This window comes from Paenibacillus assamensis DSM 18201, assembly GCF_000422445.1.
Lineage (GTDB): Bacteria > Bacillota > Bacilli > Paenibacillales > Paenibacillaceae > Paenibacillus_B > Paenibacillus_B assamensis.
This window is the reverse complement of record NZ_KE383839.1, coordinates 45,143-61,625: the sequence shown is the minus strand read 5'-3', so window position 1 is coordinate 61,625 and position 16,483 is coordinate 45,143. Positions and strand designations below refer to the sequence as shown.

Below are 16,483 nucleotides of genomic sequence, written 5' to 3'. Positions count from 1 at the left end.
CATTTTCAAAATTGCTTATACGGAAACAAATTCATGTTTAATTTTGGGGCATGTCGGACAATATTCATTGTCATCCGAAACTTGATAATAGTAACAGCAAGTTTTGCGAATGCGAAGTGGTGTTTCTGATGCAGTTGTTACTTTCTTGGGGCTATTAAACTTCTTCAATGGATTTTTCGTTTCGCCGAAGAGATGAGCAGGCGCTTCCTCAACTAAATATTGATAGTCTTCAAGAAGTTGAGCCTGCTGACAAGCACTCGCCCCTTCACCGAATTGATTCTCATATAGCCAATATACATAAATCGCCGTATTTTCCCAGAGAACTGACTTTGAAATTTTTACGGACTTGGCAAAAGAATCCCAAACTCTAGCAATATTATCTGCAAATATATTTTGAATGACTCGATCACGCCATTCCTTACGTGAACCCACTTCAGGCTGAGAAACTTCGCTATTCGTTAGGCGCACACATGGCAGCCATGCTTCTCCATGAAATATAGATTCCATATGGCAATTTTCTAGAGAGTAATCCATACTTTTGTTATACATTGACATCGCATACAACCCAGAGGCAATGCCTAAGCAAGCGTATCGTTTTGCAAACAAGGAAACGGTAACCACTTCAGATGTGGATTCGTATATACTCGCGACTTTCTCAAAATACGCCGTATTTTTTTGTATATCTAAAAAATCTAACGACCGAATCGAATAGGTTGCGTCAGTCGACACATCCATAGTCAGCCGATATTTGGTCGTTAACATCTCCAACTCTTCTGGTGTAAACTGTACCGCCATCAATCGTTCTCCTCTATTCATGTATTGTTCTCATAATTGATTTCTATTCTTAAACAGCAAATAAAGAAAGAATGGTGCACCTACACCTGCGGTAAATATACCAGCAGGAATATCTAATGGATAAAAAGCAGTACGGCCAATCCAATCAGCAACGAAGACCAGTAACGAACCAATTAAGGCTGATACAACGACTAAGCTGCCAAAAGGGCGTCCTACCAGTTTTCTAGCGATATGAGGTGCAATTAGTCCTACAAAACCAATAGCACCACCAATGGAAACCGCAACACCTGCTAGCACCACACTTAGAGCGAGTAATAGTAAGCGTTGACGCTGCACAGCAGCTCCTAATCCGGTTGCCACCTCATCACCAAACTCTTGCAAATTCAGATTACGTGCTAATATCACAACTAGAGGAATGACTACTGCCGTTACCGGCAAAATGAGATATACATCTTCCCACGTAGAACCATACACACTGCCGCTCAACCAAATATACGCTTTTCCTGCTGCAAAATAGGGACTCATCACAAGCATAAATGTTGTACCTGCGCTCATAATCGCTGATATACCGATCCCAACGAGTACAAGCCGTATAGGCGAAACACCGTTCTTCCATGCTAGCAAGTAAATGATGATGGACACGATCATCGCCCCAACGATTGCAGCAAGCGGCATAAATGAAATACTTACTGTGCCAGCTAAAAGTGTAACAAAAGCAACCGCCGCAACTGATGCTCCACCCGTTATACCAATAATATCTGGTGAAGCTAGCGGATTTCGAATAATTCCTTGTAAAATTGCACCGGATACAGCTAATGCAGCCCCCACTAATAGAGCAACTAGAACTCGAGGGAGTCTTAATGTTTGGATGACAAAATCATGTTCACCGGAACCGATTTTCAACATAGATTGGACCACTTCAAGCGGTGGGATGATCGTATTTCCTAGGCTAGTGCCTGCTATAACGGCAAGTAGCGAAAGGAAGAAAAGTGCGATAATAACGAGCAAAGATTTCGTTTCAAATTGTATAGATATCGAGTCGTTTTTGTTACGAATCGTGATATGCTGTCTCAAATTTTAGTTACCCCCTTACGGGCAATATACACGAAAAAGGGACCGCCGATTAATGCTGTCATCACGCCAATTGGAACTTCTGAAGGCATAATGAGAAATCTAGCAACAACATCAGCAAACAGTAATAACACTGCGCCTGCTACAGCTGAGAATGGGATTAGCAAACGGTAATCGTTCCCTACAAATGCGCGAGAAATATGTGGTACGACAAGACCAATAAATCCAACAGCACCTACAACTGCAACTGAGCTGCCTGCGAGAAGTACAATGACAATTCCCATCATACATTTTACAAGAACTGTATTTTGTCCCATCCCTTTTGCAATATCATCGCCAGTAATAAGTAAATTGATTGCTCTGCCCATAAATAGGGACATCACCCCTGCTACTGCCATATAAGGCAGCACAGGAATTAGCATGTCTAGTGTACGACCACTAATCGAGCCTGCTAACCAAAACATAACATCTTGTAATCCCGTTTCATTGAGTACAAGAATACCTTGCGTAAACGAAACAAATAATGCCGTAATGGCTGTTCCAGCTAATACAATCTTAATTGGTGTCAATCCGTCTTTGCCCATAGAACCTAGGCTATATACGATTACTGCCGAAATCGCCGCCCCCACAAAAGCAATCCAAGTTAATTGAATTAAAGATGAAACCGAGAAAACGACAATCGCAATGACAATAAAAAAGACAGCCCCTGCATTAATACCAAATGTACTAGGTGAAGCCAACGGATTTCTTGTTAACGCTTGCATCAGCGCGCCTGCAACAGCTAAACTGGCTCCTACAAAGCTTGCTATAACGGCGCGAGGAAGCCGCTCTGTTAAAACAATAACATGTTCGACTAACGTTTCATCATAATGAAGAAAAGCCTGCATCGCAGTAGCAAAAGACATAGGTGTTTGTCCAAAAACAATACTAGATACGAAACCACCTATTAATAGAAGGAGTAGCAGGCAAAAGCCTGCTACTTTCATTTTCACACTTGCATAAAGGTGAAACATACGCTCACTCTTTCGTTTGATAAAATAAACATCTGATTATTTTTCTAACTTAAACATGTCGTACAAATTATCGAGCAGCAAATGTGCTGATTTGTATCCGCCTGCCATATTCCAAATGATGTCGTTTACTTCATGAACTTGATTACTCTTCACCGCATCGATATTTTTCCAAAGCGGATGACTCATCCAGTCATTAGCCGTCTTTTTGATTGCTTCTGCTTCTTCACCTGCATAGTTGAAATTAAAGATAACATCCGCATTCATATCTGGAATACTTTCTTTGGACGTTATTTCTACGCCCCATGTATCTGCATCATGTCCAGCAGGTCTTGTGAAGCCAAGCTCCTTCAATATCATGCCTGCATAACCCATATAATAAATACGAACATGATCCGCTCTAAAGTTAATAATGGTAGCCTCGATTGGCAATTTACCGCCCATCTTTTGCTTAAATTCAGCTACTCGGCCATCCCAGTCAGCCAACAGCTTGTTTCCTTGATCTTCTATATTCAAAGCTTGACTTGCCACTTTTAAAGTCGTTTTCCAATCATACAGCAATTCTGTCGTAACCGTTGGTGCAATCGCTGACAATTGATTATAAATCTCTTCATGACGAGTTTTCGAAGCAATAATCAAATCAGGTTTAAGCTTATGAATCTCTTCTAAGTTTGGCTGCGTTTCCAACCCCAACAGTTGAACGCCTTCCAAATCGGCAGCTAAGTAATCATAAACTTTCTTCTCTCCCCAAGCATCAACTACACCAATTGGCTTCACACCAAGTGAAACTACAGCATCTGTAGCGCCCTGGTACAAGGTAACTACTCTTTTAGGCGTTCCTTTTACTTCGGTTTTGCCCATTGGGTGCTCGATAACTCGAACCGAATCTGCTTCACTTGTTTGCGTATTATTTGTTCCTTGAGCTTGATTCTCTGCAGCTGGCTTGCTTGAGTCGGTTGTCGTTCCTGCTTGTCCACCAGCACCACAACCCGTAATAATCGACAATAATAACACCATTGATGCAAGTACAAGAAGTGATTTTTTACCTAGTTTGAACACGTTCGCTTCTCTCCCTACTCTGCCCGATTTCACTTAATTGATATTGAATCTCATTTGCAATTATAGGAGACGATACAATTGTTGACAAGCATTATATGCCAAAATCCTCATCAACTTACTCAAAATAAAGCTAAAAGTACAAATCAGTAGATAAAAAGTACAAATCAAGCTCGTTATTAAATCCCACTTCCTGCTAGTAAAGGAATTTACGCACATCATAAGAAGGCATCATCTTGCAGGTGCCTTTAGCATACGAATGCTCTAAAGTCATAAAACACAAAAACTAACCTTGATATTTAGCTACGATTTCTTTCAATTGAATCAAATCTTCAATCGTGGCATCTGCCTGAACCTCGCGCGTATAATAACTTTCCTTCTTCCAAATCCCTTTCATGCCCACGTCTATTGATGCTTGAACATCGTTAATGGGATGGTCCCCAACGTACAAAGCTTCATTGGCTTCAACTTTTAATCGCTGCAATGCTCGTACAAATATCTCTTTCTCCGGCTTTCTAGTCCCTTCTTGTTCAGAAATCAATATCTCGTCAAAGTATTCTTTTATTTGTAATGCGTCCAAATTAGCCGTTTGAAATCGAGTAAATCCATTTGTTATCATTCCTATTTTGATTTGCTGCTCTTCCAACCAACTCAAGATTTCCACCGTGTGGGGAAAAGGCCTTGCAAACCTAGGAAAATGCTCGATATAGTCTTCCAGCATTGTCTCCCACTGAAGTTTGTCTAACTGATATTCTTCTATTAGCTGTCGATAAACTTTGTCCTTCCAAACATAGCCGCGCTTATCCAGCGCAATGAAACTTGCAACAAAGACGGTTTTCGGAACTTGAGTTAAATGACCAGCGTATCTATCATATTGGTCTTCCACAAACCGTCTCAATGACAGATCACGATGTAGCAGCGTTCCATCTAGATCAAAGATGACGGCTTTAATCACAGGTTCACCTACTTTCGACTATATTCCAACATTTATTATTCAATGTAAATTGTAGCTGTTGTTTATATAACATGGATTGATAGACATTTCGTAAAACGATGATGTTCCTTTTCAAGACTGTAGTTTTCGAAGAAATAAAAAATAGGCTGTATGATTACTCGTGCAATCATACAGCCTATACGCTTCCATACATCCCTGTAATGGAAATAATATCAATTCAAATTACTTTCCTTGAGCGTAATCAGGATACACAATTTGATAGAATATAGCTGCTGCTTCTTGTCGCTTCAATCCTTTTTTGGACAAAAAGTCGATCGAACCATCCTGATGCTTACTCACTTCTGGTCCATAGTAACCGTGCGCTACCACATATTGAACCGCTTCTAGTGCCCACTCATCCGTCGTTCCTGCAAGCTTTACTGGCGGTTTCGGTGCAGTTGGAAAAGATTTCAACACACTGTAGATCCATACGGCTGCCTCTTGACGCTCAATCATTCGGTCTGGCTCGAACCTTCCATTCTTAACCTTCGCTGTATCAATGATTTTATTAAGAACAGCCTCATTAATAGCTGCCGCATACTTGTGTCCCTCCACATCCTTAAATGTAGCTTTATCGTGGTGATGATATCCTATATCAAGCAATTCAATCAGCAAATGAGCAAACTCCGCACGCGTCATTTCTTTCGTCGGCTCCATTACATTTGATCCTTCCTCACCAAATGCAAGCAAGGGACTCAAACCATCCACATATTTGCGATACGGATGATCTTCCGTAATATCTGTATAGGCTACTGGTGCATCAAGTTTCTCTGCCCAACTAAGACCGCTTAGTAACGTGTAGACATACTTCACCTCACCATTTTCTTCCTTAAATGCTAACGGAAAACCCTTCTCGTTTAAAAAGAAAAGCGAATCAACTTGACGATATATGGTTCTTCCCATACCATCATTCACTGTTAAAGAACCATCGTTATTCGCTTTAATTTCGGTTACATAGTGTCCCATACGCAAATTTTTATAGCGCCCTTCGAATTTCAAGAGCTGTTGTTGGGAAGGTTGCAAGTAATTCGGAGCAGGTCTTTCATCTGGATAGAAGTGATCCATAAACGCAGACATGTAGAGGCCATGTAAGTTATTCACTTGATTGCTACTTATAAATACACCGACTTTCTTATCCAGCAGGAAAGCAATTTTGGACACAAACCCAGGTATATATCCGCTTTTTACCACAAATTTATGTCCATTGAATTCATGATGGGTATAAAACTCAAATCCATAAGTCATATTTGGTACATCAGTATGGATACTTACTTGAGGAGTGAGCATTTTCATCAAAGAATCTTTGCTCAAAAATCGTTTCCCTTCAAAAACTCCACCATTCAGTACGGCTAACATATAATTAGCCATATCCTTACCTGTAGATGACATCGAGCCTTCTGGCATTACCGTCGGTTTAAACACGGCTGGCTTAAGCTTTTTCCCTTTCCAGTCATATGAACCAGCCAACTGATCTGCCTTGTCTTTCTCTAGCACAAAGCTCGAATTCTCCATATCCAACACATCAAACAAATGCTCTTGAGCATAATCTTCAAATTTCTGACCCGTAACTTGCTCCACAATATACCCTTGCAACTGAGACGCAAAATTATCATAAGTATAAACGGTACCCGGCTTTTTTATGATTCGGAATGTATTGTTCCGCAGCTCGTCCTTCATGGAAAAATATTTATTTGAATCCAACTCTGCGTCTATGGAAAATCCAGTATCCGCATGCTCTACACCACTCGTATGAGTGAGTAAATCCTTTACGGTAACCGGACTTCCGGTTTCGTTTTTAATGTTCATGTCGCCTAAATACTTCGTTATATCTGCATGTAATTCAATCTTACCTTGCTCCACAAGCTGCAGCACAGCTGTTGCGGTAAAAACTTTCGATACAGAGCCAATATAGAACAAAGTCTCTTTCGGATCTACCTTCTGCTTCGTTTCTTTATCTGAATATCCGTACCCTTCATTAAGCAGCACTTCGCCGCCATTTACGACGGTAACTACAGCTCCCGTTGCCACTTTTTGAAGAATTGGGTTAGAAAAAAACTCTTTTGTGAACTTCTCCACATTCTCTTTCGTTAATGGAACAGTTGTTCTTTTAGCCACTGGTTTGGCCGCGATTACATGTTCAGTAGCAGTCGGTTGGCTAATCGGAATATCCTTTGTCGCAGTCGCAGAAAATATAGGAAGCGAGGCATATGAGAGCATTAGGGCACATAGCAGTGCGATTGATTTTTTACGTTTCTTCATGATTATACCTCCTCAGTATGGCACACCCTTCATTTCCATGACTGTTTTTGTAGGCAATATTTGTATTTTAAAAAACATGTCTTTCTCACTTCTTTCAGTAACCTTACAATAATCTTACAATTGAGCATAAAAAAGCTGCATGAAAACATGTTTTGTTCATGTAATCATACAGCCTACATTTTATAGTCTATATTTTAATAAAATTGAATTTACTTACTTTCACTCTTAATGATGAGGGTACACAAGTCTGTAAAGGATAACTGCCACTTCTTGACGCTTTAGCCCCTTTTTAGATAAGAAATCGATAGAGCCATCTTGGTTTTTAATCACTTCTGGGCCATAGAATCCATAGGTCGCCAAATACTGTACCGCTTCTTTCGCCCATTCATCTGTCGTTCCTGCTAGCTTAACTGGAGATTTCGGTATCGTAGGATAATCTTTTAGGAAACTATACAGCCACAACGCCGCTTCTTGACGCTCGATGATTCGATCTGGCTCAAACTTCCCATTCTTAAACGTCTTTGTATCAATGATTTCGAGCTGAACCGCCTCATTAATAGCATCCACATACTTATGTCCCCCCACATCTTTAAAGGCTGGTTTATCGTGGTTACGATATCCCATATCAAACAATTCCATCAGCACATGAACAAACTCTGCACGTGTCATCTCTTTAGCCGGTTGCAGTGTATGAGAACCTTCCTCACCTATTGCCACTAAAGGACTTAGACCATCTATATATTTACGATACGCATGGTCTCCAGTCACATCTGTATAGACAACTGGCGCCTCAAGCTTCTCTGACCAAGTGACAAAGGAAAGAAACGTATAGATATACTTCACCTTACCATTCTCTTCTTTAAATGCTAATGGCAAGCCATCTTCACTTAAAAAGAGGAGCGAATCAACTTGACGATATATCATGCTGCCAAGCCCATCAATTACAGTTAAAGACCCATCACTATTCGCTTTAATCTCTGTGACATCAAATCCCCTGCGCAAGTTTTTATAGCGACCTTCAAACTTGGCAAGCTGTTGTTGCGTTGGCTTCAAATATATTGGAGCAGGTCTCTCATCTGGATAGAAGTGATCCATAAAGGCAGACATATAAACTTCTCGTATGCCGCTTCCTTGGTTATCACTTATAAATACGCCAACTTTCTTGTCAGGCAGGAACGTAACCTGAGAAGAAAATCCAGGTAAATTGCCACCCTTTAAAACAAAATTATGCCCGTTAAATAAATGATGGGTGTTGAATTCGAATCCGTAAGTCATATTCGGAACATTAGGGTGAATACTTACTTGAGGTGTGAGCATCTTCGACAAGGAATCTTGACTCAAAAAGCGCTTCCCGTCAAGCGAACCGCCATTTAGTACAGCTAACATATAATTAGCCATATCCTCGCCAGTAGATGACATGGATCCCTCTGGCAGAACTGTCGGCTTGAATACGGCTGGCTTGAGCTTATTCCCTTTCGAATCATAGGAACTTGCCAATTGATCCGCTTCATCCTTTTCTAACACATAGCTCGTATTTTCCATATCGAGCACATCAAAAATATGTTTTTTGGCATAATCTTCGAATTTTTGTCCCGTTACTTGCTCAACGATATATCCCTGCAACTGCGATGCGAAATTATCATAGCTGTATACGGTACCAGGCTTATTTACGATACGGAATGTATTTTTTAACAATTCATCTTTAATGGAATAATATTGACTCGCATCTAAACTTGCATCAAACACAAATCCCGTGTCCGCATGCTCCACCCCGCTCGTATGTGTGAGCAAATCTTTTACCGTAACGGGGCTTCCTGTTTCGTTTTTGATTGTAACATCGCCCAAATATTTCGTTATGTCTGCATTCAGATCAATTTTACCTTGTTCTACTAGCTGTAGTACGGCCGTTGCCGTAAATACTTTTGTTACAGAACCGATATAAAATAAAGTTTCTTCCGAATCTACTGGTTTCTTCTTCTCTTTATCTGCATAACCATAGCCTTCCTCGAGCAGTACTTCATTACCTTTTACAACCGTAACTACTGCTCCCGCTACGATTTTTTTAATTTCTGGGTTTGCAAAAAACTCCTTCGTAAACTTCTCTACATTCGCTTTTGTTAATGGAATGACTGCTTTTTTAGCTGCTGGCTTAGCTTGCGCAATTGCATATCGGATTGGTTGGTGGGCTTGAGCTGCTTCTGCTGCATTTGCAACAGACAATGGAAGTGAAGCGGATAACATCATAAGTGCACATAGCAGTGATAGTGCTTTTTTACTTTTTTTCATGAACCTACCTCCTCAGTATGGTTAAACAAGTAACGCTGGGACTGTATTTTCAAGTAATATCTGTATTGTAAATTCCCGATCTTTCTCACTTCTTTCAGCAATCTTACAATAAACTTACAATAAAAAGTGAAAATGAGTCATACAAAAAACAACCCGCAAAATGGTACTTTTGTTCAAAGTTCCATCTTGCGGGTTATCGTTATATCGTTCTTATGATGTTCTTGTGCTATTGTGCTTATTAAACGATTATGTTGGACGTTTTCTTTAGGCTTTTTGCTGCTTAAGCCTTTTTATATCAATGCCCGCGGCTGCAAGCTTCTGTTCGCCTTCTTGTTCAATCAAATTTTTTAATTCAGTCAGCACCGGATCAAAATCGGTATGCTTGCCTAACATGAATGTCATTTCGTGTTCAATTGGCAGCCATGTTTCCATATCTGCTTCATTATGCTGAATTTGCGCCTCTAGCTTATCTAATGCGTTAGCGACTTTGGCCTCATACGTGTCCTTACCTTCAAATTCGAACCAGTAATCATAAATCTTCTGACCATGTTCATCGCCAAGTATATCTCGAATCTGCTCAATAGCTGCGATCATTTTTATGTTTCAAAGCTTTCGCTTCATTATTATTCATCGTTTCAAATGCAGGAATATCTTTCGCATAAGCTTCAACCAAGTCGTGAATAATGATCATTTTGAGCAGCTTCTCACTGTTTACTTGATTAGGTAAATAGGGTTCAATCGCCATTGCCATTAGGGCAAGACGCCATGTGTGCTCCGCTACACTTTCTCTTCTACCATTCGATAACCAGCTATGACGCAACTCCATCTTTAACTTTTCGCCAAGTTTAATCAGTTCAAGTACATTCTTTAGCTGCTTCACTAACGCTTCTACCCCTCTGCTTCATCTAGTTTCGTACATAGTAAAAATTAATATGAATTATACCAGTAAGTACCTTCCGTGTAATCTGAAGATACCTACATATTAAAGCGACTATCTACACCCATAGCCGCTCCTGTGAATTCCAAGTCTACAGTTGTTGCAGGTCGCAATCCGAAAAACATCGAAGAGCCAAGACGTGAGTTAGGTAGTGAACGCGTGCATGTAGTATTGTCTGATGTGTCAAGCTTGGAAGACATTCACGCATTAGGAGCTTATGTAAAGCAGCATCTTGGAAACATAGATTTACTCCATGTGAATGCCAGGATCTCAATACTTGAACCATTCGATCAAGTAACAGAAAGCTCATACGATCTAACATTCGCAGTTAACAAAAAGGGAGCCTTTTTCACCGTTCAGCGCTTAGCACTTCCATTTGGTTAGCTAGAAGTCTTTTTCGCCTTCGTCCGCGAAATTTGTTTCTCCAGCATCACGTTTAGACTTTAAGTACAACGGAACAAAACAGTAATCGCCAAGCTCACAAAATGAGGACTTGGCGATTATCGTTTCAAATACATGACAATATCTAAACTTCGATTTGCGGTGTCACTGCGCGTTCCAAACTTTGTTCGAGCTCCAATGTGTATCGCAGCTTCTGCTCTTCCGTCCAACCTTGCGCTGCTGCCATATAATCAATTACTGGCTGTTTCCAGCGACGTACCCATTCAATATGAAAGAACAGCGCTCCCGTACGGCGAATAAAGAAATCATCCGGCTTCACCGTCATTTCATGCTGCATCGCATATACGAGCGGTGCGAGTACTTCAAGCGGAAGACCAACTTGCTCCGACTCAATAGCATAATCATGTGCCAGCTCAAACATACGATCTACATTGGAACCGTAAAATAGTGCCCATCGCTTGGCCAACTTAACGTCCAAACCTTGTTTTACACCTTCACTTATCTTCTTGCTCACAAAATCCGGGAATGATGCAGAACCGCCAACATGACCGCCAGAGATCGGCATATGTTTCGTTGCTGCTGCCGCAAATGAACGTCCATCTTGCTCATGAATGAGCTTTGTCACCAAATTAACAATCGTCTCCGCCATCTTCCGATAACCTGTCAGCTTTCCTCCCGCGATTGTAATCAAGCCAGAAGGAGACTGCCATATTTCATCACGGCGCGATATTTCAGACGCGCTTTTCCCTTCTTCATAAATAAGCGGTCTAACCCCTGCCCAGCTCGATTCAATATCTTCCACCGTAAGCTGCACCGTAGGAAACATATAGTGAATCGCATCCATAATGTACGTACGATCTTCTGCAGTCATTACCGGATGGATCGGATCAGCTTTATAGAACGTATCCGTCGTTCCCACATACGTCTTGCCATCACGCGGAATGGCAAATACCATGCGCCCATCAGGGGTATCAAAATATATTGCCTGCTTAAGCGGGAACTTCGACTGATCGATGACAAGATGAACCCCTTTAGACATTTGAAGACGCTTGCCCATGCGCGAACCATCTTGCTCTCGCAGCACATCCACCCACGGCCCTGCTGCATTAATAATCTTGTTTGCAAACAACTCATGTTGATGACCATTTATTTGATCAGTTACACGCACGCCTGCAATTTTACCTTCTTTGTACAAAAACGACTCTACTTTCATATAATTCAACGCTTTTGCGCCTTTACTTACCGCTTCTTTCATCACTTCCATCGTCAGCCGTGCATCATCTGTCCGATATTCAACATAGTAACCGCCGCCTTTTAATCCTTCTTGCTTCAATAGCGGTTCACGTTCCATTGTTTCTTTGTCCGTAAACATGCGGCGACGTTCACTGCGTTTCACACCTGCCAAAAAGTCATAGACACGAAGTCCGATCGATGTGCTGAACTTTCCAAACGTCCCACCACGATGAAACGGAAGCAGCATCCACTCTGGCGTCGTTACATGTGGGCCATTTTCATATACAATGGCACGCTCTTTCCCTACTTCAGCTACCGTCTTTACATCAAATTGCTTCAAATAGCGCAGCCCGCCGTGCACAAGCTTCGTCGAGCGGCTCGAAGTGCCTGCTGCAAAGTCCTGCATTTCAAATAACGCTGTATTAAGACCGCGAGTTGTCGCATCAAGCGCAATACCCGCTCCTGTAATACCACCACCGATTACGATTACATCGAGAGGCTGTTCTTTCATAGACTGCAATATATCGTGACGTCCTGCTGCGTTAAATTCCATCTTCATCTGTATGACCTCCTGAGCAATCGGTGACCGAAATAACAAAAGCCGCAATAACACTATAGTCTCTTAACAAGACGATAGTGCAATTGCGGCTTCTCTATTCTCCAACCGAATCAATTATTAACTTGTAATGATTATAACATAATAATTAGCTTATTTAAACACTTTTGTTGCAGCAATTGCTTTCTGCCAGCCACCATACAATTCCACACGCTGTTGCTCTTCCATCGTAGGATTGAACGTGCGATCTATGCTCCATTGAGCAGCAATTTCATCACGGCTATCCCAGTATCCTACAGCAAGACCTGCAAGATAGGCTGCTCCAAGCGCTGTCGTCTCGTATACCTTCGGACATTCAACCGGAACGTTTAACATATCACTTTGGAACTGCATTAAGAAATTATTTTGAACCGCCCCACCGTCTACACGCAGCGTCGTAAGCTCAATGGAAGAATCCGCTTCCATTGCTTGCAGTACATCTTTTGTCTGATAAGCAAGAGACTCTAGCGTCGCACGAATAAAGTGTTCTTTAGTCGTACCGCGCGTCAAACCGAATACCGCGCCTTTCACTTCACTATCCCAGTAAGGTGTACCTAGTCCTACAAAGGCAGGAACGACATATACACCATCTGTCGTATCGACTTTACTCGCATACAGTTCGCTGTCTTTCGATTCCTTAATCATACGCAAACCGTCGCGCAGCCACTGCACTGCCGAACCTGCAACGAACACACTGCCTTCTAACGCATATTCGACTTTACCATCAATACCCCAAGCAATTGTCGTCAATAGACCGTGCGAAGATTGAACCGCTTGCTCACCGGTATTCATTAGCATGAAACAACCTGTACCGTACGTATTTTTAGCCATGCCTTTGTTGAAGCAAGCCTGACCGAACAGCGCAGCTTGTTGGTCCCCCGCTGCACCCGCAATCGGAATACTTTCACCAAAGAAATGGAAGTCAACCGTTTCCCCATACACTTCAGAAGAAGAACGAACTTCTGGAAGCATCTGTTTCGGAATCGTGAGCAATTCTAGCAGTTCATCATCCCAACGCAGCTCATGAATGTTGTACATCAAAGTACGCGATGCGTTACTATAATCGGTCACATGAACGTTGCCGTCTGTCAGCTTCCATATTAACCATGTGTCAATTGTTCCGAACAGTAATTCACCGCGCTCCGCTTTTTCACGTGCACCTTCAACATGGTCAAGAATCCATTTTACTTTCGTACCCGAGAAATAAGAATCTATTAGTAATCCTGTCTTCGAACGGAACAACTCACTATGACCTGCTTCTTTTAGCTCATCACAAATCGATTTCGTTTGACGAGATTGCCATACAATCGCATTATATACAGGACGTCCGGATTGTTTATCCCATACCACAGTCGTTTCACGTTGATTCGTAATTCCGATCCCTGCGATCTGGCTTGGCTTCACCCCGGACTCGATCAGACAAGTGGCAATGACAGAAAGAATCGTCCCCCAAATTTCTTGTGCATTATGCTCAACCCAGCCTGGTTCAGGAAAAATCTGTGTAAATTCTTTCTGTGCCGTGTGCACAATATGTCCTTCTTTATTAAACAAAATAGCACGAGAGCTCGTTGTTCCTTGGTCTAAAGACAAAATATATTTTTCCATACAAGATTCCCCCCTGTATTGTTTGAACACTCAATGAATTTAATATGCACTTTAGTTTGCTGTTCGCTTCGACAGGAGCTGTGCTCCAATTAAAACAACCACCGATATACCTAACACCAACCACAACATCGAATCGGATTCACCTAGAAACACATTTTTATAAGATAACCCGCCAAGAGAACCGCCTAGCAATGGTCCTACTACAGGAACCCATGCGTACTTCCAGTTGGAGCCCCCCTTACCTGGGATCGGGAGCAAGAAATGAGCAATCCTTGGACCCAAGTCACGTGCCGGGTTGATCGCATAACCTGTTGTACCACCTAGTGATAAACCAATACTAACAATTAAAAATCCGACGATGAAAGGATTTAATCCATCTGCAAATTTATTTGCACCGATTGCCAGTATGCCAAGAACGAGAATAAAGGTACCTATCATTTCACTAATTACATTTGAAAATGGATGATCAATTGCAGGACCTGTTGCGAATATACCTAATTTTGTAGCTGGGTCTTCAGTGACTTTCCAATGCGGCAAGTAATGTAAGTATACAATTACTGCACCTAATATAGCACCTATCATTTGAGCCACAATATAAGACGGTACATCAGCCCACGGGAAGCTCCCCGTGAAGGCTAGTCCAACGGTAAGAGCTGGATTTAAGTGCGCTCCGCTAAACGAACCAACGGAATAGGCTGCTATTGCAACCGCCAAGCCCCAACCTAACGTAATGACGATCCAACCTGAATTTGCAGCAAAAGACTTTTTAAGTGATACACCTGCACAAACACCGCCGCCGAGTGCGATCAAAATCATTGTTCCAATTACTTCGGCCCAAAATGCTGACATAGCAAGCCCCTCCTGTAAAATCCTAACTGTTGTTACATTTTATTCTGTTAGGAAGAACAAAAAAAGAGACCCACAATCGAGTACACATCTTATCCCTTGTGAGGATAAATGTGCTCTGAAAGTAGATCTCCAAGTCTCCGTAACAAAGTATTAACTTAATTCATAGTTTATTCATATTTGTAAGCGTTGTCAATCACTATTTTTCATAATTCGTCCACAATTGCTTATTCGATGTTGTTACCGCTTCCGCTCCAGCACTCAGTGCCCGCTCCACATCTTCTCGTGTGGATATAAATCCGCCTGCTACGATCGGTAATTGTGTATTTTCTTTGACTTTGCGAATAACATCGGGCATTCCCCCTGGCAGTACTTCAATAACATCCGGCTGTGTTTTTTCCAGCAGCTTATAACTTTTCTCCAACGCACTATTATCAATGAGAAACATCCGCTGAACAGCGACAACCCCTTTTTGCTTCGCACGTTGAATGACATTCCCTTTCGTCGACAATATGCCGTACGGACGGTACTCTTGACATAAATATTCTGTAGCATACGCATCACTTTGTAAGCCTTGGATCAAATCTAGGTGGAGCAAGAGCTTCTTATCTGCTTTGCGCACCATATCAACAGCATACTTTAATTGAGCCACATGGATATCCAACAGGATAAGATACTCATATGGAGATGCAATCGCTTTTTCTAAGTCTTTCATTTGTCTAGAAGCTGGCAATATTCGTTGTTTATAAAACTCCATCTGTCGTTATTCCCCTTTAATCGACCAGTGCTAAAAAATACGTGTATCATTATACATGGAGAAATACTTTCCGTATACATTAGAAAAGAGAATATTAGATTGTAATTATTCATGTCATAAAGATCAATTTTTTAAATAGGATTAGTAGAAGTTATAGGAAATGTTACTAACCACTATTCCTAGTTCCGCGATATTTTATTCGTGCATCAACAGTTGCTAATGGATTAACCATATATTTAAAATCTAAATCAATCATGCCAGATGCCAGTTAATCATTTTCTTGGTGGTAAAAATAGTTCGAATGGACATTGCTCCTATTTAGGAGGAACCGCCCACTCGACTATGCCATACTATCAACTATTATTATTCTTATACCTTGTCGCACTAACATTGCTACAGAATTCCTCTAACGGCTGCCACAGAGCCTATTTAGGCTATATTTGCTTAATTTGAGGTGTAAAGGTTGTCAGAGAGCTTATTTGCCAGAAAAAGCGATGCGACACGCCAAAATTGCTAAAATAAGCGCACTGACAACCGTTAAAATTCAATTATAGCCGATTTCGTAAAAATAACGCCAATAGCGTTCGTTAGAGAAAAGTAGCAGCACGCATTAAGTCGATTCTCGCTGAATGCCACG

The 16,483-nt window shown here is 41.4% G+C and carries 12 protein-coding genes and 1 pseudogene; 1 reads left to right on the top strand and 12 read right to left on the bottom strand.

Going from position 1 to position 16,483, the window contains the following annotated elements; all coding sequences use genetic code 11:
* Nucleotides 1-15: 15 nt before the first annotated feature.
* From H580_RS0120490 to H580_RS24990, 8 genes and pseudogenes are all read right to left on the bottom strand, one after another.
* Nucleotides 16-795 (bottom strand): (2Fe-2S)-binding protein, encoded by a 780-nt coding sequence (locus H580_RS0120490; RefSeq protein ID WP_028596443.1) that lies wholly within the window; start codon nt 793-795, stop codon nt 16-18.
* A gap of 30 nt (nt 796-825) precedes the next feature.
* Nucleotides 826-1,869 carry a FecCD family ABC transporter permease gene (locus H580_RS0120485; protein ID WP_028596442.1) on the bottom strand — a complete coding sequence of 348 codons (1,044 nt, stop codon included), beginning with the start codon at nt 1,867-1,869 and terminating at the stop codon, nt 826-828.
* Nucleotides 1,866-2,879 carry a FecCD family ABC transporter permease gene (locus H580_RS0120480; protein ID WP_028596441.1) on the bottom strand — a complete coding sequence of 338 codons (1,014 nt, stop codon included), beginning with the start codon at nt 2,877-2,879 and terminating at the stop codon, nt 1,866-1,868. Before H580_RS0120480 ends, H580_RS0120485 begins: the two co-directional genes overlap by 4 nt.
* A gap of 36 nt (nt 2,880-2,915) precedes the next feature.
* The gene (locus tag H580_RS0120475) at nt 2,916-3,935 is read right to left on the bottom strand and encodes an ABC transporter substrate-binding protein (RefSeq protein ID WP_028596440.1); all 1,020 of its coding nucleotides are present in this window, start codon (nt 3,933-3,935) and stop codon (nt 2,916-2,918) included.
* A gap of 283 nt (nt 3,936-4,218) precedes the next feature.
* The gene (locus H580_RS0120470; RefSeq protein ID WP_028596439.1) at nt 4,219-4,887 is read right to left on the bottom strand and encodes an HAD family hydrolase; all 669 of its coding nucleotides are present in this window, start codon (nt 4,885-4,887) and stop codon (nt 4,219-4,221) included.
* A gap of 222 nt (nt 4,888-5,109) precedes the next feature.
* Entirely contained in the window at nt 5,110-7,185 is a 2,076-nt protein-coding gene (locus H580_RS0120465) for a serine hydrolase domain-containing protein (protein WP_051217613.1), read from the bottom strand.
* 225 nt (nt 7,186-7,410) lie between these two features.
* Nucleotides 7,411-9,471, bottom strand: a complete 2,061-nt coding sequence (locus H580_RS0120460) for a serine hydrolase domain-containing protein (RefSeq protein ID WP_028596437.1) — start codon at nt 9,469-9,471, stop codon at nt 7,411-7,413.
* 264 nt (nt 9,472-9,735) lie between these two features.
* Nucleotides 9,736-10,297 (bottom strand): annotated as a pseudogene (locus H580_RS24990) (HD domain-containing protein).
* 189 nt (nt 10,298-10,486) lie between these two features.
* On the opposite strand from H580_RS24990, the gene H580_RS24985 reads away from it, so the two are divergent.
* Nucleotides 10,487-10,792: an SDR family NAD(P)-dependent oxidoreductase gene (locus tag H580_RS24985; protein ID WP_051217612.1), complete on the top strand. Its 306-nt coding sequence runs from the start codon at nt 10,487-10,489 to the stop codon at nt 10,790-10,792.
* A 142-nt stretch (nt 10,793-10,934) separates the two neighbouring features.
* Here the strand turns inward: H580_RS24985 and H580_RS0120445 are convergent, their stop codons facing one another.
* The 4 genes from H580_RS0120445 to H580_RS0120430 all read right to left on the bottom strand — a co-directional run bounded on the left by H580_RS0120445 (nt 10,935) and on the right by H580_RS0120430 (nt 15,846).
* A complete protein-coding gene (locus H580_RS0120445; RefSeq protein WP_028596435.1) occupies nt 10,935-12,596 on the bottom strand; it encodes a glycerol-3-phosphate dehydrogenase/oxidase in 1,662 nt (553 codons plus the stop codon).
* Between the two features lie 156 nt (nt 12,597-12,752).
* Nucleotides 12,753-14,243: a glycerol kinase GlpK gene (gene glpK / locus H580_RS0120440; RefSeq protein ID WP_028596434.1), complete on the bottom strand. Its 1,491-nt coding sequence runs from the start codon at nt 14,241-14,243 to the stop codon at nt 12,753-12,755.
* A gap of 51 nt (nt 14,244-14,294) precedes the next feature.
* A complete protein-coding gene (locus H580_RS0120435; RefSeq protein WP_028596433.1) occupies nt 14,295-15,092 on the bottom strand; it encodes an MIP/aquaporin family protein in 798 nt (265 codons plus the stop codon).
* Between the two features lie 196 nt (nt 15,093-15,288).
* Nucleotides 15,289-15,846 carry a glycerol-3-phosphate responsive antiterminator gene (locus tag H580_RS0120430; protein WP_028596432.1) on the bottom strand — a complete coding sequence of 186 codons (558 nt, stop codon included), beginning with the start codon at nt 15,844-15,846 and terminating at the stop codon, nt 15,289-15,291.
* Nucleotides 15,847-16,483 lie beyond the last annotated feature (637 nt).